This window comes from Acinetobacter sp. IK31 (assembly GCF_035615195.1).
Classification (GTDB): domain Bacteria; phylum Pseudomonadota; class Gammaproteobacteria; order Pseudomonadales; family Moraxellaceae; genus Acinetobacter; species Acinetobacter calcoaceticus_C.
The window spans coordinates 180659-203540 of record NZ_JANBOB010000011.1; the positions used below are offsets into that span (position 1 = coordinate 180659).

The window sequence follows — 22882 nt, forward strand, 5'->3', positions numbered from 1 at the left end:
GATAGAATTTTTTAATCTGTAGATTTAATAGGTTACGTCACCAATAATGCCGGCCCGTTCCATTTTCCGATGACATGGCGGATAGTCCATCACGGCATAGTGTTGTGTACTGCGGTTATCCCAGATTGCAATACTGTTAGGCTTCCAACGCCAGCGCACTTGAAACTCTGGAATATAGGCTTGAGAAATTAAGTAACATAGTAGTTCAGCTGCGCCCGGATTGGCATCTTGTCCAAATCTGACTCGCTCTTTGGTGTGATAGTTACTGAAATGGGTGGTAAACGCGTTGACGTATAAAATTTTCTCGCCCGTTTCAGGATGAGTACGTACCACTGGATGCTCTGCATCGGGAAACTTTTCTTTTAATTCCAAACGCTTCTCAAGTGGCAACGCAGCGCCAAAACTCGCTTCTATGCTGTGGTACGCACGTAAGTCTGCAATCTTATCCTTAATATCTTCAGGTAAAGATTCATAGGCCATGACCATATTTGTCCACATTGTATCGCCACCTACAGGTGGACATTCAACACAATGCAGCACACATCCCATAGGTGGGGCCTTGCGCCAGCTTGCATCGCTATGCCAAGAATTTTCATAACGATCAACTGGACTTTCGGGGCTTTTATAAATCTGCAATAAACCAGGATGATCAGGATGGCTCCTGACCGCTGGATGAGCTTCTAATTGCCCGAATTTTTCTGCAAATGCGACATGATCCTGACGGGTTAAATGCTGATCTCGTAAAAACAAAACACGATGTTTAAGCAGTTGGGTACGAATTTCAGAAAATAAACCATCGTCGTAAATTGCATCAGACAGTTTTATGCCACTTAACTCTGCACCAATATTGCAAGTTAGCTGTTCAATTTGCATAAGAAATCCCTTCAAATTACAAAAATTGATGAACCTATTGTTTTACGTGCTTCTAAATCACGATGAGCTTGCACGGCATCCTTTAGCTCATAGCGCTGATTAATTTCAATTTTGATTCGTCTATGTCGAACATGATCAAATAATTCATTTGCCAGTTCTTTTTTCTCGGCAGGATCTACAATGTAATCGGCTAAAGCCGGACGTGTCACAAATAGCGAACCTTTCACGGCAAGTAATACCGGATCAAAAGCGGGAATTGGACCCGAAGCCGTACCTACGCAGACCAGCAAACCACGGCGTTTTAGGGAGTCTAATGAGCTCATGAAAGTGGCTTGACCGACACTATCGAAAACGACATTTACACCAACGCCACCTGTTAACTCGCGTACACGTTCGGCAACATTTTCATGGCTATAATTAATGACATGATCACAACCATGAGCTCGAGCTACGGCAGCTTTTTCTTCTGAAGAGGTTGTGCCAATAACAGTCAAGCCAAGTAATTTAGCCCACTGAGAAACAATCAACCCAACACCGCCTGCAGCTGCATGCAATAAAATTGAATCGCCAGCTTTAAAGTCATAAATACGGCGCATTAGATAAGCAGCGGTCAATCCTCTCATGGTCATGGCTGCCGCTGTTTCACAAGAAATTTCTTCGGGTAATTTAATCAGCGCATCTGCTGAAATTAAACGGTGGGTGCTATATGCACCTAAAGTATTTAAAAAACCTGTATAAGTGACCCGATCACCCACTTTAAGCTGAGTGACCCCTTCACCTAAAGCTTCGACAACACCAGAAGCCTCGACACCCATGCCATTAGGCATTGGAATTTTATATATTCCATTACGAAAATATGTATCGGCATAATTTAAACCGACTGCCACATGGCGTAGGCGTACTTCTCCAGCTTTTGGGTCTCCTACTTCTACATCTTCATAGCGCATTACTTCAGGCGTTCCTGTTCCATAGAAACGTATAGCTTTCGTCAACGTCATGTCCTATCCCATATTTTGGTTTTTTATTAAGTGCCTATAACAGCAATAACTCAAACTACAATAAGTAGGATATGTGCCACTTTACATTTGACGACACAGGCTTAACGATTAATGACAAAGGATATTTGAAATATTGCTAAAGAATATTCCCAGCAGTCATGCGTAGATTGGCGCTTTTAGACTTTTTATTTTCGTTTAAGCTAAAACTCACTGCCTCTTTTGCATGAATGGTAGTTGTATCAAATAAAGGAACCGAGAATTTAAGCTCACCAATCAACATACAAATTTCGGTACACCCCAAAATAATTCCTTTGGCTCCTTCAGCTATAAGCTGCTCTACAATAGTCTCGTATTTTTGTCTTGAATTTGGGTTTATCACACCTAAACAAAGTTCTTCATAAATAATACGATGTACTATCTTTCGGTCGGCTTCATTTGGAATCATCACGTCAATTCCATGCTCCTGTAGTCGAGCCTTATAAAAATCTTGCTCCATTGTAAAAGCTGTTCCCAACAGTGCGACTTTACCAATGTTTTGACTCACAATTTCTTTTGCCGTTGCATCAGCGATGTGTAAGAAAGGAACCATAATAGCATCCTCAATCTGCGATGCAATTTTATGCATGGTGTTCGTACACACCAAAATACACTCTGCCCCTGCTTTTTCTAAATTTTGTGCTTGCTCAGCTAAATATGCACCAGCTTCTTGCCATAAACCCTTCGCTTGCAAGGCTGCGATTTCTTCAAAATCCACACTATTAATAATTACTTTAGCAGAATGTAATTTTCCTAATTTACCGTGAACCATTTTATTAATTTGTTGATAATAAAGCGCTGTAGATTCCCAACTCATTCCACCTAATAAACCAATTGTTTTCATTATTGAATCCTTCTATTTATTCAAAACTTATCTATATCTCTTATGAGTAAAGCGCAGCTAGAATAAAATTGCTTTCTTTTAATTTCTATCTTATAAACCACATAAAATATGTTCTTAAACTTTATAGTCGATTAAAAAATAACATGGATATTGATATATTTAATGATAATTACGAATACATGGGTGTTGTTAATAAAAAATTAGCGCATCAATTGGGACTATGGCATAGGGTTTTTACTTGCCTTGTATACAACCCATCAACTCAATATGTTTATTTTCAGCTAAAAAATTCTGATAACTATACTTTCGACAGAAAAAGTTTTCTTGATATCTCTGTAGGCGGCCACTATGAGGCAGGTGAAACCATTGAAGATGGCATAAGAGAATGCCAAGAAGAATTAGGAATTGATGTGAGATTTAATCAATTAATTTCTATTGGAATTCGGCAAACGGCTTGCCATATAGCAGAAAATTACATTGCGAATGAATTTCAACATATCTTTTTATTGCCTTTAAATATTGATTTATCCGAGCTCAAGCCGAAAGATAATGAGATCGTAGGATTTGTAGAAGCTCCAATAAATGATTGTATTGATTTACTTCAACAAAAAACAAATTCTATTCAAATAAAAAAGAGTATGAGAGTTAAAGAAAACTTATGGGAAATAAGTGCCGATGTTATTACGTTAGAGAGTTTTCCTCCAAATTATCTAGCTCTTGATAAGATAATTGAAAGATTGCTCATCGCGGCTATGAGACAGATTTCTGGTGAAAACATAAACTATATTTATTGGTGAAATAAGGCTGAATTAATAAAGGAAGTTGCCTCTTGCTTATACATTTCATTGGTCCAGGTGGAGCTGGAAAAACAAGTCTTGCTAAACAATTTGCTATAGATTTCGGTGCTATTTATTATGATTTAGATGAGCACTTTATGCTTAAAATAGGAGATATTTCTCAATTTATAACTAAATATAGTTATAAAGAATATGCTATTAAAAACATTGAGTTATATAGAAGTCTAATAACAACTATAAACCCTGATCTTATAAACATAATTATATGTTCATCAGGATTTATGACTTACCCAAATGAACTTATGGATAGTTATCATGAGATCAAAGCTCAGATTGAAGAAAGTTCTTTGACCTTTTTACTTTTACCTTCTTTCGAGCTTGAAATTTGCGTGAAGGAAATTGTAAGAAGACAACTACAAAGAGAATATTTAAATTGCTCTTCATGGAGTGAAGAAAAGAAAATTAGAAACAGATTTCCTTTATATATAAACTTAAAATGCCAAAGGTTTTTAACAAATGAAGAACCTTCAAAAATAGCATTTGAGCTATCCAAAAAAATCTTTATAGATAAAAATACTTTTCAAACCATTTAATAAGAACACTATGTTAGAGACAGATCGCTTAATTTTAAAACCATTCCTCGATAAAGACTTATCCATCATGATTGAGATGTTTCAAAACAAAGATTTTATGGCCTTTTCGCCTTACGGTGCTTTGTCTACTGAAGCTGCAACTCGTCGATTTTTAGAAATTTTAGAACATTATAAAAATTACAATTTTGGCAAAATGGCTATCATCTTAAAAGAAACACACAGAATTATTGGTTATTGTGGTTTTGAAACGTGTGAAGTTAATGGTCAAACGGAAGCTGAACTAGGTTTTAGGCTTATTAAAAGTGAACGAAATAAAGGCTATATTGTTGAAGCTTCACTTAAGTTACTAGAAGACATGAAAAATCGAAACTTTAAGCATGTTATCGCTTTCTCAGAAGAAAATAATTTGCCCGCCCACAACCTATTAAATAAACTCGGTTTTATAAAAGTGAATTCGTCTAACTTCTTAAATATGGATGTTATCTTTTTCAGGAAAGAACTGTAAATTTTTAAAGCATTATTTCAAAAATATTTTGAGAGAGATGATATCTAACCCTTTCTAAAAAACCAGCCTCTAAACGTCAATCTAAAAACATAAGAATTCACGCAAACTTCACGACCAGCTCTTTAATTTAATCTTATAAAGTTGGCTCGGATATAGACATGAAAATTATAACCACAGCCCTAGGGCTGATTACCTTGGTAGGTTTAACAGCGTGTAAAAGTGTGCCTAGCTACTCAGGTGACTACGGCAAAGCTGAACAAAAAATTAATGGAATAATATTAAATGACGAAGAGGCGTTAGATATCGGTAATCGTTTTGTTGCCGCATTTAATACACTTGGCACCCCTTCTTTTGTAAACAATGCAGGTAGTCTCTATGCTGATCAGCTTTATATTAACGACACACTCTCGCAGTTCTCTCAGAAAACAGATCTGATCAAACATTTTGAAGGCATGAATGCCAGAGTAAGTAATGTCACTGTAAAACTCATTAGTGCAACTCACCATCAAGATACAGCCTATATCCATTGGTACATGACCTATGACTTTAAAATGTTAGGTCGTTCAAAAACCATGGCTTCTTATGGAATTAGTCAAATTAAGATTAATGATCAGCAAAAAATTATTTTCCAGCAAGATTATTGGGATCCGGCGAATGGTCTCTACCGTTCTTTACCAATCTTTGGAGGAGTCTATAAATGGATATTGCCGTTCAAAAAAGTCGAGTCTTAATATTTCTGGGAATCTTGATCGTATCTCAAGCGAATGCGGCTGAACTGAAAAAATGCAGTTCAGCACCTTTAATGGTCACGAGTAAAAAGGTGGGAAATGTCAGTTACTTTGCTGAAGATTGCTTAAAAAATTGGCAGAGTCAAAGCATCAAAATGGACTTTAGCTATAACCTCGATATTCCCGAGTGGGCATTTAAGCGCGCAGCAACCCATTATTTAAAGAAAAATATTAGTGGATTTGATGCAAAATCTCCGCTTAATCATATTAATGAACTTTATAGACCCATCAAAAATGGAGACTTATATAGTTTGTATTACCAGCAAGAAAATCAAAAACTGGAACTAAAATTAAACCAGAAGCTACTCGGTTCTTTAAACAATCCGAATGCAAATCAATATTTTAAAATCTGGTTTGGTAGCGAACCATTTAATGCTAAATTGAAACAACAATTATTAAATTAATGGCTTAATAAAATCTTATGGGTAATCATTTTATCCTCATGGTTGAGGACCATTTTGAACTTGCAGCAACCGTCTGCGAATTTCTTGAAGTGCATGGTTATATCATCGATCATGCGCGTAATTTAGATGCTGCACGGACTTTTCTCAAATCGCAGCATTATCATCTTTTGCTGCTCGATATAAACTTACCGGACGGCTCAGGTTATGACCTATGTAACTGGCTCCGCACCGAACAAGGTGTTGATATTCCTGTCCTTATGCTGACAGCAAGAGATACTTTAGATGACAAACTTAAAGGCTTTACCGCTGGAACAGATGATTATTTGGTTAAACCCTTTGATTTTAATGAATTAGTGATGCGGATTCGTGCATTAATTAAAAGAGCAGCTGGCGAAGTTACTCACCATAAAATTCAGATTCATGACTTAATTCTTGATAGCGCAACCCAAACAGTTATTCGTGCCGGAAATAATATCGAATTGCCGCCTATTCAATTTAAATTATTAAAAATTTTGATGCGTCAATCTCCAAAAGTGGTGACCAAACAAGAACTGATGATGGAGTTATGGGGCGATGAAGAACCTGAAAGTGATGCATTACGCAGTCACATATATAACTTAAGAAAAATGGTTGATAAACCTTTTGACCCTAAGCTATTACATACAGTGGCAGGCGTCGGTTTAAAAATTGCTTTAGACAGTTCTGTAAGTTAGCTCAAATAGACCACAACAATTAAACCTGTTGCCTGTTCTAAGTCCAACTCAGGATGAGTAGCTAAATAGTACTGCCGATCAAACAACTCCACTCGCCATCCTAATTGTTTGCAAAGCTTTTGCACCAATTGCAAACCAATTCCATGGCCTTTAGCCTTTAAAGAGAGTTGTGAATCGCTGAGCTCTTGAACCTTAACATCGTTAGGTAAAGAAATTCCAATTCCATTATCCGCAATAATCAGGCTGTTTTTTTGTTGAATAATATCGATTTGTGAGCCTTGAGAATAGTTCAATGCATTACGTAAAATATTGCTTAAAACCATTTTAGTCATAGAAGGATATAACCAGCGCGGCTGTTCAGAAAGGTCGGGTTGAATATGAATATGTATTCCCTTACTCTCACTCACTGCTTGTAAACTTTCGACTAAATCCTTCACAATTCTAGATAAAAAATTCTTCTCAGACGGTAAGCTTTTTACTGTATTACGTGCAATCGCCAATAAGGTATCGACTAATAACTGCATATCCTCAATCGTATTATGAAGACGAACTAAGGCTTTATCATCTCCATATCTAGCCTGACAAAGTTGCACATTACCCTTCAAAATAGTGAGTGGAGTACGCAGCTCATGGCTCACATCTCCCGTAAACTCCCTTTCGCGTCGAATAAAATCACTTAAAACTTGATGATATTTTTCCAAGGCTTGCTTGAGATATTCTGCTTCCATGTTGCCATTGGTATTAATATCTTTAAAAGGAGATGCTTGGGTATCTTGATGTGCCCAATCGATATTTTCCAAAGCATTTGCCAAACGTGTAATTGGGGAAAAATAGCGTCTGGCTTTTCGATTTGACCACCATAAAAAGCTATATAGCACAGACAAACTAAACATGAGCGGAGCCAATCCAAATAACCAGATCAGCTTATTGACATTGCTCTCGCCAAATACCAACAGAACATGCTGACCATTACGCTCACCATAGACCGTCATACGCTCTTTTCCATCAACAAAGATTCGATGTACCCCACTCTCTAAATGCATGCCCCGAAATGGTTGAGGTGCGACCTGTGTATTCCACCGATATCCATATAAATTTTTCGTATCCGGTAAATCTGCATTTGGGTAACGTTCTATGCGTAACCAGTAATGCTCCATTTCCTGTTCTAAAGCTGTTTTAAGTAAAGAGCCTTTAATGACCCATGCACTACAAGCCAACCCGACCACGATCGATAATGCAATCAGACCAATCTGCAACCAATAATATCGATTGAACATTTTGGCTAATGGATGACTAGATTTGCCATCATGTCGAGTTCTTATCATATCTTTATCGCCGAGGTAGGCTCTAGAAATTACAATGATCTCTTTCTAAATAAAAAGTGACCAATGACCCATTCTTGTCCTTGCTCAAAACCAAACAGCTCAGCACAAGCCATGAAGAAAATACGCCAACGTTGCCACCAAATATTAGCATCTTTTCCATAGATTTTTTTAAACAGAGGCTTCAATTCAACTTCTTGATTATCCATATTATCAAGCCAAGCATTTGCGGTTCTCATATAGTGCTCACCCGACCACTGCCACTGTTGAGCCAATTCTAAATGCTCTTGGAAATGCAAAAAAGTTGACGTCGCAGGCATTAAACCGCCAGTAAAGAAATACTTGGACATCCAATCATAATCTGATTTTACTTCAAAAGGATAATGTAAAAAGCGATGGCAAAAAATATGACACCAAAGTAGCCCATCTGCCTTCAACCATCCCTGAATTTTCTCAAAAAGACGTTGATAGTTACGAACGTGTTCAAACATTTCAACCGATACAACCCGATCAAACTGATCTTGGTCTAATTCGAGCACATTCACATCACATGTGAGCACTTCAAGATTCGTTAAACCCTTCAACTTTGCTTGCCCAAGAATATGCTTTTTCTGGGTTGCAGAGTTTGAAACAGCAGTAATCTGTGAGCGCGGATAGTTTTCTGCCATCCATAATGTTAGAGAACCCCATCCACAGCCTAGCTCTAAAATATGTTGGCCGTTTTTAAGTTGTGCTCTTTCACAGTAAAGCTGAAGTGCGAGCTCTTCTGCTTGATCTAAAGTTGTTGTTTTAGTCGGAAAATAGCAAGCACTATATTTGAGTCTTTTTCCAAGCACTGCCTGAAAAAACTCAGTCGGCAATTCATAGTGCTGCTCATTTGCCTTGTCCGTTTCAACGGCGATTTCGCTCCGTTTCAGCATATTAAGCACATCCATATACCGCTGTGCCCCTTGTTCAGGGTCATAACGCCCTTCTTGAATTAAGCGCTTTTTGCTTAAAGCACGGATTGCTGCCCGAATTGCATGATCTGGAATCACACCACTTTCAACAATTTTTAAAGACTGATGAACAATAAAATCCATATGCGCACCTATTTTTTGGGTTTTCGCGGAATAAACATTGATGTTTTTTGTTGATAATCAAGATAGTTTTGACCGCGGCTTTTAATTGCTTGTTTTTCACTAAATGGAATACCCGTGACGTAGTATAAAAATAGCCACATCAGTAACGGATAAATCCACAATAAATACTGGCCCGCAGCTAAACCAATGATTGGATAGGCAAACCAGTGTAACCATTCAAAAAAATAATTTGGGTGACGTGAATAACGCCATAAACCCTGATCCATCGTTTTGCCATGATGTTCTGGATTTAATTTAAATCGGTATAACTGCTGATCAGCGAGCTGCTCTCCAATAAAGGCAATCACCATGATGACAGCAGCAATCACTAAAGCGATTTTATATCCGCCACTCCATGTAGTTGCCTCTACATTGAGTAGCGTCCACATCGGAAAAAAGAACAAAAGCACCAAAAGGGTTTGAAAGATAAAAAATAAGAAGAAGCCAAAGTGCTGGAACTTACCCATCGACTTACGCATGTTCGCGTAACGACCATCTTCTTTTTGTTCAGATTGATAACGTCTTAAAAGATGCCAAAATAATCTTAAAAACCATAAGCCGCTAAAAATACCGACAAAAAGTCGCACTTCAACTGGAACAACTGAAATGAGTAAAGAAGACACAATAATGTTTACTGCCAGACAGAAACTCCATGCGGCATCTACAATTCCAGCTCGACCATTTGCAGTGGCAAGTAGCCAGCTCAGCAACATGATCATTAAATCTAGAATCAGTAAATTCCAAAACATGAGCAGTCTCCTTGCTTGATGTGTTCGAGTTAGTAATTGCTACTTTCAAACAACAAGTGAACATTGCTTATCACGCCTTCTTTAAAACCACCCTCGCAATAACATAAATAGAAATCCCACATGCGAATGAAGTTTTCATCGAAACCCAGAGCCAATACTTCCTCCCGTGCGATTAAAAACCGTGCTCGCCAGTGATGAATTGTTTTTGCATAACTTAAACCGATGTCATTTAAATGCTTTAACCTTAAACCGCTTTCAGAGGCGGTTTGAGTCAATACACTCACGCTAGGAATAAAGCTACCAGGGAAAATATAACGCTTAATATAATCGACTGTATTTAATGCTTTTTTATAACGGAAATCTTCAATGGTAATGGCCTGAATAAATGCCAAACCTTTCGGTTTTAACAGTGCTTTGCACTGATCAAAATATGTTGATAAATATTGCGCACCTACGGCCTCAACCATTTCAATTGAAACCAACTTATCGAACTTTCCTTCGAGCAAGCGATAGTCATTTAATTGCACATCAATTCGATGTGCCAACCCAGCTTCACTTACACGAGTAACGGCTTCATCGTATTGAGCTTGTGAAATGGTAATGGTGGTCACTCTACAGCCATAATGTTGGGCTGCATAAATGGCAAAACCGCCCCAACCGCTTCCAATTTCAACCAAATGATCCATTGGTTTTAAATCTAACTTTTTACAGATGAGCTCTTTTTTAAAATCAGATGCGTCTTCGAGTGACATGTTTTCACTTTCAAAAACGGCGCTCGAATACATTAACGACGGGTCTAAAAATAATTTAAAAAAGTCATTACTTAAGTCATAGTGCTCAGCAATATTTTTACGGCTCCCGCTTATAGAGTTTTTTCTATTTTTATACCAACCCTTCAGAAAAAACTGGCTCGCCTGTGCAATAACATTCTGGTTAAACTGGTCTAATACATCTCGATTACGTGCCAATATCTGAACCAACTCTACAAGTTGTTCGCTGCTCCAATCACCACGGATATAGCCTTCAGCTGCTCCTAACACACCATTTTTTAAAATGAGATCCATCAGCAAAGGATTGCGAACTTCAATCACAGCATGTAAGTCTGAAACCTCGCCAACCGTACCACTCCACGCGCCCTGAAAAGTGATCTGTCCATGACGTAGTTTGAGAAGACTCTTGAGCAGTAACGGTAGTGAGTCATCTTCACCATAAAGAAATGTTTTTATCATGTCTTATCTACCTTGATCTTTTTAGGATGACGATAAAATGGAACTTTTTTTCGCCACAACTTAAATGCCTCTAAATATATTGAAAACAACATTTTAAAAGGGGCTAGGCTGTTCATAAGAGCATATCGATACTGCTGTGAAGGAAATGTGATGGGCACAAGTTCAAACCGCATAGTTACATCAAACACTTGTTTTTGTTCTTCAAAGAGCTGCATATGAATGACATTTTGCTGGTCTGAAAAACTAAATCGCCAGTGGTAAGTCAACTGCATGGGCATAAACGGCGAGACATGAAATGATTTTTCAAAGTTAAAATCAAAGCTTTCATAACCACCTACATGGCTGTGTTGATTCATACAGTTGTGTATGTAAACTTTTCGTTCATTCCAAGGGGTATTGGTGATTTCACTAAGAATAAATAGCGGTTTTCCTGCTTTATTTAAAACAAAATAAAAGACGACCGAATTAAACCGAAAACCCAAACAACGAGGTAAAGCCAATACTCTGATTTGCCAGTCTGGTCTAAGATGTAAGTTGTTATTTTGCAGTATCGCTTTTTCTACTTTTTCCTTTATAGAACCGTGATACATATTTAAAAAATCATTTTTGGATAGTTCTAAGACATTCCAATGATCGGTTGACCAAAGTGAGCAATCTTTTGCAATCTCATTTAATTGATCTGGATCGAACCATAAGTAATTTAAGGTCGATGTGAATTGATGCTGTTTGGGGCTATAGCGTCGGTGACGAATAAGTGTAGGAGCTATAGCTAGTTTATTTAATAACATTTGAAAAGCTCCTTACCTATTTCTATAAGTGTAAAATTTGCTCTACAACACGTGCTGCACTGCGGGCACCATCCTCATGGAAACCCCAGCCCCAATACGCTCCACAAAATGAAGTTCTGTTTTGTCCGTTAATTTCTTGCCAACGAGATTGAGTTTGAATCGCTTTAGTATCAAACACAGGATGACGATATTGGCGTTCAACCAAGATGTCTTCGGCTTTAATTTTCATATTCGGATTTAAAGTAGAAAAAACTTGAGTATTGCAGGGTAAATTCTGCAAATTATTCATCCAGTAGGTAAAACCATAATGTATGTCGGACTCATTGCTTTGAACTTGCGATGTTGGCGTTACATGTACATGCCAACTTGCCCACTGCAAACGACTTTTAGGCATAATTGAAGTGTCACGGTGAACCACCATGTGATTATCTTGATAGCTAAATTGACTTAGTATTTCTCGTTCAAGCGATGAAGCATCTTTAATTAAACTTAGGCTATCGTCCGCATGGCTTGCGAAAATCACCCAGTCATATTCGGCTTGCCCTTCAGTCGTTTCGATAAACACGGCTTCTTGTGAACGGCTCACACCTTTTACTTCTGCAAATTTCCACTCAATGGATGGACAGTTTTGTTGAATAGCATGTATATAACTTGCTGAACCGTGTTTAACCGTTTGCCATTGCGGCCTCTCTTTTAGCTGTAGCATGCGGTGATGCTGAAAAAAGCTCACGACAAATCGATATGGAATTTGCCCTACCTGCTCAACCGGAGCCGACCATAATGCCCCGCACATCGGATAAAGATGCTCATAACGGAACTCATGGCTATATTTGTGTAGGTCTAAATAGTCTTCAATAGATAAATTAGGGTCAAAATCTGTTACATCAATATTTTTATTATCATCATAAAAACGTAGCAAATCTGAGAGCATTTGCAGAAATTTTCGATTTAAAAAGTTCTGCGGACGGGCAAAGAGCGACCATTTTTTTGAAGGATTATATTGAAGCCCGCTGACCAAATTATTCACCGAAAAACTCATGTCGCTGCTTTGAGTTTCTACACCTAATTTTTTAAGCATGTCGGTAAATAACGGATAGTTGTAGTCATTAAATACAATAAAACCACTATCTACCGAAACTTTAGAACCCTCTATATCCAGCTCATGAGTGTCAGTATGACCACCAAAATAGTTATTTTTTTCATATACGGTAACTTGATGTTGTTCTGACAATTTCCATGCAGCATAAAGTCCCGATATACCCGAACCCACAATGGCAATTTTCATAACACTTCCCCATTTTCAATTTTTTCTATCGGTAGATCTTTAATCTTTTTATATTGATAAACCTTCGCTGGTACTGGCTTTAGCCCCCACACCAAACCAAATAAAGACATCAGTTTGAGCACATAAAAGGTGATATCAATCTGCCACCAATAAAAACCTTGACGCACACTACCCGCGTAAAAGTGATGGTTGTTGTGCCATCCCTCACCTAAGGTAATTAAAGAAAGTAAAAAGTTATTACGGCTGTCATCTGGGGTATTAAACTCTCGTGAACCATAACGATGCGCGAGTGAGTTAATACATAAGGTTGCATGCGTTAAGAGAACGGTAGAAATCACAAATCCCCACACCAAAAGCTGTAAACCATTAGTTCCCAGCTCAGGGAAATGTTGCGCAAGCCACGAACCAAAACCATAAATTGCCAAAGCTGTAAAAATCACAATAGGCAAACTAAATCGATCCAGCCAAATCAGCTCAGGATATTTCAACCAGTCTTTAATCACTTTTTTTCGAATAGCAAAATTCTGCTCATTCAAAAACCAGCCTACATGGGAATACCAAAAGCCTGCTTTAGCTGAATGTGGGTCCTGATCAGTGTCGGTAAAGTAATGATGATAACGGTGATGTGCTGCCCACCATAACGGTCCACGCTGTGCACTCATGGTTCCGATCAGTATAAAAATGAACTGGACAATACGTGATGTTTGAAAAGTTTTATGTGAAAGATAGCGGTGAAAAAAAGCAGTAATTGCAAACATGCGAAGACAGTAAAACCCCAGCATGAAGACAACTGCAAACCAAGATACGCCCACCCAAAACACAGCTAAACAAGCGATATGCAATAAAATAAAAGGAATTATTCTTAACCATTGAATTTTCTTTTCAATGACATATTCGCTAGAAGTACCCACTTGCGCATTTTCTGAATCTGACCAGCTATCGATCCAGCGCAGAAAAAATTTAGACATTGATTCTTCCTGATCTAAAGCATTTCTTTTGGTTCTAATTTAGAAAATGCGCAATGAATTTTATGTGAAGTTCATACGATTACGAGATAAATATAAGAATCTACATAACCAGCAACGTCACTATTTAGACTGTGTTGTCTTAACAAGTTTAGAAACATCGTAGCCATAGCTTTTTGCGGTTTGTAGATAAGACTGATATGTCGCTTCATCAATTTGAGGACTACGAGAAAGAATCCATAAATATTTCTGGCTTGGGCCACCCACTAAAGCGACCTGATAATCTTGGTCAACTCTTAAAACCCAATAATCGCCTTTTGTAAAAGGAATCCATCTTAGGCCTGAAGGCAAAAAGCTCACTTTTAATTTACTGTTGCCTTCATTTTGCGAATAGGCCACACCTTCAGATGAAATCATTTTGCCATCTTTGTTAGTACAACTATTTAAAACACCAACGGTTTTGTCTGCGTTAATGGAATAGTTTGCAGTTGTATTGGCTACACAATTACGCTGAAAAAACATAGGTAAATGCGCAATCTCATACCACTTACCTGCGTATTTATTAATATCAATAGAATCAACAGCCACTGGTTTCGTATTTGTGTCAGCAAAGGTACTCAAAGGAAGCGTTAAGCTAACCGCTGCAAGACTGCTGCTGATGACAAGTGACTTAAATAATAATTTCATAACGACCCTCTTCTATTTATTTCATATGTTTAAACATACGCCAGAGGATTGTGAACAAAGTGTGAATTTTAAAAATTAAAGAACATTAATAAGGATTTAATTGTATTTCTTTGGAGCATCTGCAATTGGAAAATCAAGCTCAAAACATACGCCATCGAGCGTGTTATAAACCCGATATAGGCCATGATGTAGATCCATAATTGAAGCAACAATCGATAAACCTAAGCCACCTGTCTGGTTCTCATCACTTCGACTTGAGTGGCATTGGTAAAATCTTTCAAAAAGATGCTCAAGTTGATGGTCAGCAATTGAAATACCACCTGTTACAACAGTCAGGCTGACCCATTGCCTATGCTTAATCATCTTATGTTTAGTGGCGATATAAATAGTTCGCTTGTCACCACCATGTACCAACGCATTTAAAACAAGGTTGTAGACTGCTCTTTGAAATAACTCAGGATCTGCAAATAACCTTTGGGCTTCTAAGTTGAAACTAAAATGACACTCTTGTTCCTCGGCCTGATATTCAAAAATCTGGCATAGCCCGTCTATAACATCTTGGACGTTTATTTCTTGTTTGTTTACAAGAACCATTTTCTGATCGGCTCTTGCTAAAAAAAGCATGCTATCAATCATGCGTTTTAATCTGTGGTAATCATCCAAATGAGACACCAACAAATCTTCATATTGCTCAACTGAGCGTTCGCCAGTTAAAGCAATCTCGGTTTGCCCAATCAGATTATTTAAAGGCGTACGGAACTCATGAGCAATATCCTCAGAAAAACGGTTGAGCTGCGTATAACCCTTTTCAATACGCTCCAGCATGTGATTTATATCTTTTGAAAGCAGCTCAACTTCTAAAGGCGACTTTGATAGGTTTAATCTTTTCTGTAGCTGATTTGCATTAATAGAATGGGTTTGCTTGCGAAGTTGTTGTAGCGACCTTAAACCTAGGTGACACGCTAAAATGCAAAGCACAAAGATTGCAAACACGCCTCCTACCACATATATCAAGAGACTTTCTTGAAAAGGTAAAAGAATATTGATGCGTTCCGACCACTGTTTACCTGCAATGAGCAGATAAGGCTCGTTATTAATTTTTATGGTTTTCCACGCAATTCGCGTTGGATATTCATTGCTAGCTAAGTCTTGGAATTGGAGACTTGTACGCTCTGCAAATTGAGGTAACTGAATATGGAGCGGATTGATATTAATTAAGGTTTTATCTTTATGAATGAGCAGAAACAAATTGTCTTGGTTGCCGAGCATGTTTTGATAAAGCTTAGGCCGCGCAATGATTTGCTCTACATTTTCGCTATCTTGTAGCAAAATTTCCAAGCGATTAATTCTGTCTGCTAAAGCTTTATCTTGCTGCTTTAATAAAATTTGGTTAATACCTAAATAGGTCATAAAGCCGACTGAACATAAAATTAAGGCAGAACAGAGCGTGACCAGTAATGTAATACGGACTTCAAGCGAACGTAGAAATTTAAAGTTCATAAGCTAACCGAAATTTTATAGCCCAAGCCACGGATGGTATGAATAAGCTTTAATTCATACCCTTCATCAATTTTGCTTCGTAAACGGCGTACTGCCACATCAATAAAATTAGTATCGGTATCAAAGTTAATATTCCAGACTTCGGAACCAATTTGTCTGCGCGTCACGATTTGCTCTTTGTTGAGTAACAGGTAACGCAACAAATTAAATTCAGTTTTGCTCAGCTCAATCAGGTTTCCATTACGCCATACTTTATGACTGACCAAGTCCATTTTTAAATCACTAATAGACAGTTCATTTTCTTGCAGATATTGCTGTCTTCTTAATAGGCTTTTAATACGCGCTAATAGTTCAATATAAGAAAAAGGTTTAGCCAAGTAATCATCTGCACCCAACTCCAAACCTTTGACTCTATCCATCACCTGATCTTTTGCCGTTAAGAAAATAACCGGAATTTTGGAGAACTGGCGCAGTACTTGTAATACGCTCCAGCCGTCTATGTCAGGCAACATCACGTCAAGAATAAGCAAGTCATATTGATCTCTCTTTAGCATTTCTAAACCTTGAAGCCCTAAATGAACGCACTCCGCTTGATATCCAGATTCTTTTAATCCTTTGACCAAATAAGTGGCGATTTTGATCTCGTCTTCAATAATAAGGATACGCATTTTGTAGAGACTCTTTTGAAAGATGACAACTTTGTAATGTGATTGTCATGCTTGGAATTATTCAATTTGTTTAAGATTTTCAAAGCGACATAGAGGCAATCATCATGAACAAATTGAACTGGCTGATGCTAACAGCCGCGGTATTGGGTAATAGTACTTTTGCACAGCCCCCTGCTTTGAATCAAGTCTATTCATTAGATCTTAAAACTGCACGAATGCTAGCCGACAGTGCTAAAGAGGCATGCAAAAAACTAAATCAAAACATTGCAGTCGTTATTGTTGACCGTGGTGGTAACACTTTAACTGCTGAACGGCATGAGTTAGTTGGTCCACATAATTTAATCGCTGCCGAGAAAAAGGCCTATACGGCGCTATCTACCAAAACTTCGACCTTGGTTTTAAGCCAAAACAGTAACCAAAACCCCGATGCAAAAAATTTAACCACACTGGCAAATTTACTGTTGTTAGGAGGTGGCATACCTGTTCGTTTTGAGAACCAAGTGATCGGGGCGATTGGCGTTGCGGGTGCTGGTGGTGCTCAAAATGACAATCTATGTGCAAGTAAAGCCATTGAAACCATTTTTCATTCATAAGGATTCATCATGTCTAAATCATTTATTGCCTTATCTTCTTTATTTATTGCTTCGGCTACATTTGCACAGAGTAATCCACTCAGTGTGCATGTTTTAAATTTAGAAACTGGTTTGCCATCTTCTCAGGTTGAAGTGGTTTTAGAAAAAAACACAAATAACCAGTGGGTTAAACTTAACCAACAAGTGACCGACTCAAATGGCCGTATTAGTGCACTCTATCCAGAAAATAAAAAACTAGAGCAAGGTGTTTATAAAGTTACCTTTAAAACTGAAGACTGGTTTAAAAAGAACAAACAACAAACTTTTTTTGCCGAAGTCCCTGTGATTTTTAAAGTGGATGGAAGTGTAAATCACTACCATATTCCGTTACTACTCAGCCCTTATGGTTATTCAACCTATCGAGGCAATTAAAATAAAAAACCCCTTTATCTGTTTTGCACAAATAAAGGGGTTGGTTAAAAGCGAGTCGTTTTACGAACAAACACCATTGCTAATAACCGCTTTTTTGTTTGAATCTAGCGCCACGATCGAAGAAGAAACAATATTAATAATTTGACTCATGGCCTCACTTGAAGCACTTACAATGGCTTCCATTTTTTTAGCTTTTTGATCAATCGGCTGTTTAAAAGCAATTCTACAATTGAGCTGAGCTCCTCTATTAGTGATTACTTTTGCATTAGTTGACTCTAATTGAGTTGGAGGTATCTGACGCTTCACAACCCAAGACACAGCAATATTAATATTGTTGTGATCTATAATATCAAAATGAGAAAAGTCTGTAGAAACGCGATATAACGGTTGATTGTTTCCAGCAAGCCCACTGCTATAACTGTCAATTGCCCCTAGCTTTTGTTGTAAACCTGCCGACAAGGTATCGCGTAATTGCGTACCCATGGTCGATGTCCAACGCTCATTATTTAACACCGTAGACTTACCACTACTGTCTTGTAGCACCAAAGGTGCACGGTCTAATCGGTCTGGAATCCCGACTGGCAATACTTCAATCACCTGCACAGTTGAGCTAGTGACCGGAGTAACTTTAGGGGACATCGTATAATAGTTTGGCGTTGGCGAACTCGAACATGCTGTCATGGCAACTGCCGTTAAAAACAAGCCACTCCCAAGCAGCCATTTGGCTGCTTTAGGAAGTTGAAAAGATAGATGGTTTTTATTTTTCATCATCGGTCTCTGGTGTCTTACCACGAATAATTGATTCAGGGTGTTGTTCAATATAGTCTGACATTAACTGTAAAGAGGCAGCAGCACGGGTCATTTGCTGTAATGCTTTACGTACGTCTTGCTGCAACGGCGCATCGCTCGACAAAATAGACTCAGATGACCTTACAGTTTTACGCACATCATCTAAGGTTGCTTGTAAACCAGGTGCAACTTTACCATCTAACTGCTTAACCAGCTTGTCGGTAGACTCAATGGCTGTGTTCATATTGTTAAGCGTTTTACGTACATCTTGCCCAATTTCAACTAACGGGAATTTCGTTAATTTATCTGCAATTTGAGAAACTTGTGCTTGTAAGCCACTCAGTTCAGTTGGTGTAGTTGGAATTACTACACGACTATCACTTAGGATCTGTAATGTGGCTGGTTTGGCTTTAGGGAACCTGTCTAGCGCAATATAGTTTTGACCCGTTAGAAGGTTTCCGGTTCTCATTTGAGCACGCCATCCATGTTCAACAAAATCTTTAAAAATTTCACTGTTTGGATTAAGCGCCTGACCATTTTCAACACGTGAAGGATAGATGACTGCCTCAACACGCATACGAATCTGTTTATAGTGGTCATAAAACTCGGCATTTATTGATTTAACATTACCAATTTCAATACCCATGAAATCAATTGGTGCACCGACCGTAAGCCCACGCAATGAATGATCAAAATACATAATCACACCACGAGCTTGACCATCCGGTTCTTTTAATGCATCAGATTTTGAGTCCCAAAGATTAAAGCGACTCTGATTCGCTGCCATCGTAGCATGTGAGCCTTCAGGGAATCCAAAAGCAATACCCCCTGCGACAATACTTGCCAGAGATTGAGTATTTAAATTAAAGCCTGAAGCATTTAAGGTCACATCAATCCCACTCGCCTGCCAAAAACGTGCATCGGTGGTTACAAACTTGTCATACGGCGCGCGGATAAACGTTTGTAGTTCAACATTTTTACCGTCATCAGACAATTTATAAGCTGTAATTTGCCCCACATTAATTCGACGATAATAAATCGGAGAACCTATATCTAACGAACCAAGATCATCTGCATTTAAGAAAAATACTTTTCCAGGAACATCTGAAGATATGACTGGCGGCACTTCTAATCCAGTAAATTCAAACTTATCCTCTTCTGATTTCCCCCCATCCACTTCAATATATGAACCTGACAATAAGGTGTCTATTCCTGAAACCCCACTCGTCCCAATACGCGGTCGCACCACCCAAAATCGTGAATCTTTCGCTGCAAAGTTACTCGCACCTTTGCGCAAATCAATTCTGGCAATAACGTGTGAACGGTCATCTGAAAGATCAATCTGCCGGACTACACCAATATCCACCTGTTTATAGCGGACTGTGGTTTTACCAGCGACTAGCCCTTCGGCTGTCCGAAAAGACACATCAATTGTAGGGCCATGAGACAGTAATGCTTTTACAGCTAATGAAAGCGCGATTAAAAGAGCGATTAATGGAATGAGCCAGATTAATAAAGGCTTCCATCGACTTTTCTTTTCTTGGGGTTCTGGCAAATCATTCATGCTATCCAGTTCAACATCTGTATCACGATGATCTGAGTTACCAGTGGTTATTTCATTTTCAGACATACTCATTGTTCTTTTATTGACTGGGATTAATAGAATCATTATTCAACGGCGGATGTTCTGCCTGAATAATTGTTGTTTTTTCAGAAGCAACAGAAGACGGTTTGTTTGTATTCTGAGATGTGTAGAAGTTATCCCAAATAATACGTGGGTCAAAACTTAAAGATGCGAACATGGTTAACACCACAACCGCACCAAAAGCAATCGAACCCGGCCCTGCTAAAATTGTAGCAAGCGATTGAATCTGAATGAGGGCTGTTAAAAGTGCCACCACAAAAACATCAATCATCGACCAGCGTCCGATAAACTCGACAATTCGATATAATTTAACGCATTGCTCGGGTAAAAATTTCCAACCTGCCGATTTCTGTAGATATACCGCAAATAATAAAAAATACAAAATCAGTAGCTTTAACATTGGAATAAAAATACTAGCCATGAAAATGACCACTGAAACCAAATAGTCTCCACTTTGCCAAAAGTAAATTACCCCACTCATGATCGTATCTTGCTGACTACCTAAAAGTGAGTCAGTCACCGTCATTGGAAGTACATTGGCTGGAATATAAAGGATGGTTGCAGCCACTACCAAAGCAAAGGTTCGATTTAAACTTGCTGGTTTGCGTGAATGCAGCACGCTATTACACCGAATACAACGTAATACTTGATGGCTTTTATCTCGTCGTCTTTTTTCATTTTGAGCAGAATTTACGACACCACAGCAATGACACACAATTAATGAGAGATCTTTAGCTCGTGGATATGGCTTAACCCCCAATCCGTGTTGCGAGCTTTTTGCTTGGGTCACATTTTTTATTGTTTTCATGGTAGTGACCTATCAATTTCGTTCCATATATCACTCACCTTTATCGAAGTAATATAGACCAACAATATGCTTAAGACTGCGAATGCCCACAAAGCAATCTCGGGAATCACCAATACCATTCCCACTAACTTTACAAGTGTGACCAAAATTCCGATTAAGAACACCTCAACCATTCCCCACACTCTCATAAAAAAAAGTGTGCGCAATGCCATCACCAAAAACGTTGGCCTTTTCTTCAATATACTCACCGTACCCAACACATAGGTAAGTAATAAAAGATAAGAAAGCGGCACAATAAAAGTAGTGATTAAGATGAGTAAGCCCACGAAAGCCCGATCATAATGAAACATCACCCACACCGCACCAAGTAAGGTGGTTTCAGATGTATTTCCCTGTAATTCAATTTTTACGATAGGAAAGCTATTGGCAATAATAAATACGATTAAGGCAGTTAAAATCAAAGCTAACAATGTTGAAAAAGGTTTGGTGTGCCGATAGAGTTCAGCACCGCAGCATACACAATAAGCTCTTTTTCCATAAGCAAGCGGGGTTCTACGATAGACTGTATCGCACTCCTCACAACCTGCTAATTCATTAAGCCGCATAGTTATACTCTGAAATTTATAATTTTTACTGTGTCAGAACTGCTTGCTACAACGCTTGCATAGAATTCTACTTCTAAGCAATGTGCCAAACTAATCTCATTTCTTCAAGAGAAAATTAAATACGATTTCTTCGATTTACTTTATTAAATTATATAAATAAGAGAAAAGACATAAAAAAGCCCCTTAAATAAGGAGCTTTTCATTTGCCAATTCTTAATTAATCATGGTTAAAAAATAGTTTAACAATATATCTCGATCATCTATCTGATTTTCCCCTAAAAGCTGGACCATAGCGCCATCAATCACAAATAAAAACAGGTGAGCATCTTCAATTGAAGCCGTAACTTTTAGCGTTAAAAGTAGCTTATAAATTTCTTGAATTAGCCAATTTCGATAGTCAATTACGACCTTATAGGCGGTTGGATAAAGCTTTTCAATTTCAAAAATTGCTTTAAATGGCAAATGGTAAAAGCCCTCTAAATCTGCATGTAAATAGAAAATTTTCTTGAGCTTATCGAACAACATGAGTTCACGATATGAATGGATAATTGAAAATACCTCGTCTTTTAATGCATCTTTTTGAAAAGTTAGGCTCATCTCGATGAGCTTTTCTTTAGAGTGAAAATCATTATAAAAAGTGGATTTGGAAATTCTGGCTTCAGCAATAATTCGATCGACACCGACCTTATGAAAGCCATGTTGATTAAATAGGTCTCTTGCTGCGTGGAGCACTCGCAGTGCTCTAAATGAAGATTCTAAATTTGGCATAAACATTCTGCTCAAAGATAATTTTTTGTTGTATATAAAAGAGATAGAAAGGCCGTCACTGTTAAAATGAGCGATAAAAATGAACAACTCAGGTGCACGAAACCGTGCCCGAGCCTATCTCAAGCTTTATTGTTGATATGATTTTTTAGTCGTAACGATCTAAAGGCTAAACCTATAAATGTTTAAACCGTTTTAAAGACCAATTAAGCGGTATGGATAGAGAGAATTTGGTAGAGACCAAAAAATAAGAAGAAATAGTACGCATGAGCGAACTCCTATATGCATAAAATTTCTGCCAATCACTGCTAAATGATGGTGGCAGAACGAAAGGGGGTTAGCAGACTGGGCATATAGAACCAGCACGCACAAGGCGTCCCCCTTCCGTCCTGAACTGCACC

26 protein-coding genes are annotated in these 22882 nt (G+C 38.1%); 8 read left to right on the forward strand and 18 right to left on the reverse strand.

Annotated elements, in window-relative coordinates; genetic code table 11:
• Positions 1-24 precede the first annotated feature (24 nt).
• The 3 genes from MSG66_RS07150 to MSG66_RS07160 all read right to left on the reverse strand — a co-directional run bounded on the left by MSG66_RS07150 (position 25) and on the right by MSG66_RS07160 (position 2751).
• Positions 25-873 carry a TauD/TfdA dioxygenase family protein gene (locus MSG66_RS07150; RefSeq protein WP_324653242.1) on the reverse strand — a complete coding sequence of 283 codons (849 nt, stop codon included), beginning with the start codon at positions 871-873 and terminating at the stop codon, positions 25-27.
• An 11-nt stretch (positions 874-884) separates the two neighbouring features.
• Positions 885-1871, reverse strand: coding sequence for a quinone oxidoreductase family protein (locus tag MSG66_RS07155; protein ID WP_262472403.1), 987 nt, complete (start codon positions 1869-1871; stop codon positions 885-887).
• A gap of 136 nt (positions 1872-2007) precedes the next feature.
• Positions 2008-2751 carry an aspartate/glutamate racemase family protein gene (locus MSG66_RS07160; RefSeq protein WP_324653245.1) on the reverse strand — a complete coding sequence of 248 codons (744 nt, stop codon included), beginning with the start codon at positions 2749-2751 and terminating at the stop codon, positions 2008-2010.
• Between the two features lie 143 nt (positions 2752-2894).
• Here MSG66_RS07160 and MSG66_RS07165 point away from each other — a divergent pair, with 143 nt between their 5' ends.
• From MSG66_RS07165 to MSG66_RS07190, 6 genes are all read left to right on the forward strand, one after another.
• The gene (locus MSG66_RS07165; RefSeq protein WP_324653247.1) at positions 2895-3548 is read left to right on the forward strand and encodes an NUDIX hydrolase; all 654 of its coding nucleotides are present in this window, start codon (positions 2895-2897) and stop codon (positions 3546-3548) included.
• 32 nt (positions 3549-3580) lie between these two features.
• A complete protein-coding gene (locus MSG66_RS07170; RefSeq protein WP_262472407.1) occupies positions 3581-4141 on the forward strand; it encodes a shikimate kinase in 561 nt (186 codons plus the stop codon).
• A 10-nt stretch (positions 4142-4151) separates the two neighbouring features.
• Positions 4152-4646 (forward strand): GNAT family N-acetyltransferase, encoded by a 495-nt coding sequence (locus MSG66_RS07175; protein WP_133972668.1) that lies wholly within the window; start codon positions 4152-4154, stop codon positions 4644-4646.
• Between the two features lie 158 nt (positions 4647-4804).
• The gene (locus MSG66_RS07180) at positions 4805-5377 is read left to right on the forward strand and encodes a nuclear transport factor 2 family protein (RefSeq protein WP_227549232.1); all 573 of its coding nucleotides are present in this window, start codon (positions 4805-4807) and stop codon (positions 5375-5377) included.
• Positions 5344-5838, forward strand: coding sequence for a chalcone isomerase family protein (locus MSG66_RS07185; RefSeq protein WP_133972666.1), 495 nt, complete (start codon positions 5344-5346; stop codon positions 5836-5838). Before MSG66_RS07180 ends, MSG66_RS07185 begins: the two co-directional genes overlap by 34 nt.
• A gap of 17 nt (positions 5839-5855) precedes the next feature.
• Positions 5856-6551 (forward strand): response regulator transcription factor, encoded by a 696-nt coding sequence (locus tag MSG66_RS07190; protein ID WP_133972664.1) that lies wholly within the window; start codon positions 5856-5858, stop codon positions 6549-6551.
• On the opposite strand, the gene MSG66_RS07195 is transcribed toward MSG66_RS07190, so the two are convergent.
• From MSG66_RS07195 to MSG66_RS07240, 10 genes are all read right to left on the reverse strand, one after another.
• Positions 6548-7876 carry a HAMP domain-containing sensor histidine kinase gene (locus MSG66_RS07195; protein ID WP_324653253.1) on the reverse strand — a complete coding sequence of 443 codons (1329 nt, stop codon included), beginning with the start codon at positions 7874-7876 and terminating at the stop codon, positions 6548-6550. The two genes, MSG66_RS07190 and MSG66_RS07195, sit on opposite strands and share 4 nt — an antisense overlap.
• A gap of 29 nt (positions 7877-7905) precedes the next feature.
• Complete coding sequence (locus MSG66_RS07200; protein ID WP_005046228.1) at positions 7906-8955, reverse strand: SAM-dependent methyltransferase; 1050 nt, start codon at positions 8953-8955, stop codon at positions 7906-7908.
• An 8-nt stretch (positions 8956-8963) separates the two neighbouring features.
• Entirely contained in the window at positions 8964-9743 is a 780-nt protein-coding gene (locus MSG66_RS07205) for a DUF1295 domain-containing protein (RefSeq protein WP_324653257.1), read from the reverse strand.
• A gap of 29 nt (positions 9744-9772) precedes the next feature.
• A complete protein-coding gene (locus tag MSG66_RS07210; RefSeq protein WP_324653259.1) occupies positions 9773-10972 on the reverse strand; it encodes a cyclopropane-fatty-acyl-phospholipid synthase family protein in 1200 nt (399 codons plus the stop codon).
• Entirely contained in the window at positions 10969-11760 is a 792-nt protein-coding gene (locus MSG66_RS07215; RefSeq protein WP_324653261.1) for a DUF1365 domain-containing protein, read from the reverse strand. The genes MSG66_RS07210 and MSG66_RS07215 overlap by 4 nt, the downstream gene beginning before the upstream one ends.
• Positions 11761-11782: 22 nt before the next feature.
• Positions 11783-13045: an NAD(P)/FAD-dependent oxidoreductase gene (locus MSG66_RS07220; RefSeq protein WP_324653263.1), complete on the reverse strand. Its 1263-nt coding sequence runs from the start codon at positions 13043-13045 to the stop codon at positions 11783-11785.
• Entirely contained in the window at positions 13042-14013 is a 972-nt protein-coding gene (locus tag MSG66_RS07225; RefSeq protein WP_324653265.1) for an acyl-CoA desaturase, read from the reverse strand. The genes MSG66_RS07220 and MSG66_RS07225 overlap by 4 nt, the downstream gene beginning before the upstream one ends.
• A 120-nt stretch (positions 14014-14133) precedes the next feature.
• The gene (locus tag MSG66_RS07230) at positions 14134-14697 is read right to left on the reverse strand and encodes a lipocalin family protein (RefSeq protein ID WP_005046221.1); all 564 of its coding nucleotides are present in this window, start codon (positions 14695-14697) and stop codon (positions 14134-14136) included.
• Between the two features lie 96 nt (positions 14698-14793).
• Positions 14794-16197 (reverse strand): heavy metal sensor histidine kinase, encoded by a 1404-nt coding sequence (locus MSG66_RS07235; RefSeq protein ID WP_324653267.1) that lies wholly within the window; start codon positions 16195-16197, stop codon positions 14794-14796.
• Positions 16194-16865: a heavy metal response regulator transcription factor gene (locus tag MSG66_RS07240; protein ID WP_324653269.1), complete on the reverse strand. Its 672-nt coding sequence runs from the start codon at positions 16863-16865 to the stop codon at positions 16194-16196. The genes MSG66_RS07235 and MSG66_RS07240 overlap by 4 nt, the downstream gene beginning before the upstream one ends.
• A 125-nt stretch (positions 16866-16990) precedes the next feature.
• Between MSG66_RS07240 and MSG66_RS07245 the strand changes: the two genes are divergently transcribed.
• Together MSG66_RS07245 and uraH are read left to right on the forward strand one after the other, a co-directional pair.
• Positions 16991-17458: a GlcG/HbpS family heme-binding protein gene (locus MSG66_RS07245; RefSeq protein WP_133976222.1), complete on the forward strand. Its 468-nt coding sequence runs from the start codon at positions 16991-16993 to the stop codon at positions 17456-17458.
• Positions 17459-17467: 9 nt separating this feature from the next.
• Positions 17468-17869, forward strand: a complete 402-nt coding sequence (gene uraH / locus MSG66_RS07250) for a hydroxyisourate hydrolase (RefSeq protein ID WP_324653271.1) — start codon at positions 17468-17470, stop codon at positions 17867-17869.
• Between the two features lie 60 nt (positions 17870-17929).
• Here the strand turns inward: uraH and MSG66_RS07255 are convergent, their stop codons facing one another.
• From MSG66_RS07255 to MSG66_RS07275, 5 genes are all read right to left on the reverse strand, one after another.
• Positions 17930-18637, reverse strand: coding sequence for a PqiC family protein (locus MSG66_RS07255; protein WP_197731017.1), 708 nt, complete (start codon positions 18635-18637; stop codon positions 17930-17932).
• Positions 18627-20294, reverse strand: a complete 1668-nt coding sequence (locus tag MSG66_RS07260) for an intermembrane transport protein PqiB (protein ID WP_324653273.1) — start codon at positions 20292-20294, stop codon at positions 18627-18629. Before MSG66_RS07260 ends, MSG66_RS07255 begins: the two co-directional genes overlap by 11 nt.
• 7 nt (positions 20295-20301) lie before the next feature.
• Positions 20302-21111: a paraquat-inducible protein A gene (locus tag MSG66_RS07265; protein ID WP_324653275.1), complete on the reverse strand. Its 810-nt coding sequence runs from the start codon at positions 21109-21111 to the stop codon at positions 20302-20304.
• Entirely contained in the window at positions 21108-21716 is a 609-nt protein-coding gene (locus MSG66_RS07270; protein WP_202741621.1) for a paraquat-inducible protein A, read from the reverse strand. The genes MSG66_RS07265 and MSG66_RS07270 overlap by 4 nt, the downstream gene beginning before the upstream one ends.
• A gap of 213 nt (positions 21717-21929) precedes the next feature.
• Positions 21930-22484 carry a helix-turn-helix domain-containing protein gene (locus tag MSG66_RS07275; protein ID WP_324653277.1) on the reverse strand — a complete coding sequence of 185 codons (555 nt, stop codon included), beginning with the start codon at positions 22482-22484 and terminating at the stop codon, positions 21930-21932.
• Between the last annotated feature and the right edge of the window lie 398 nt (positions 22485-22882).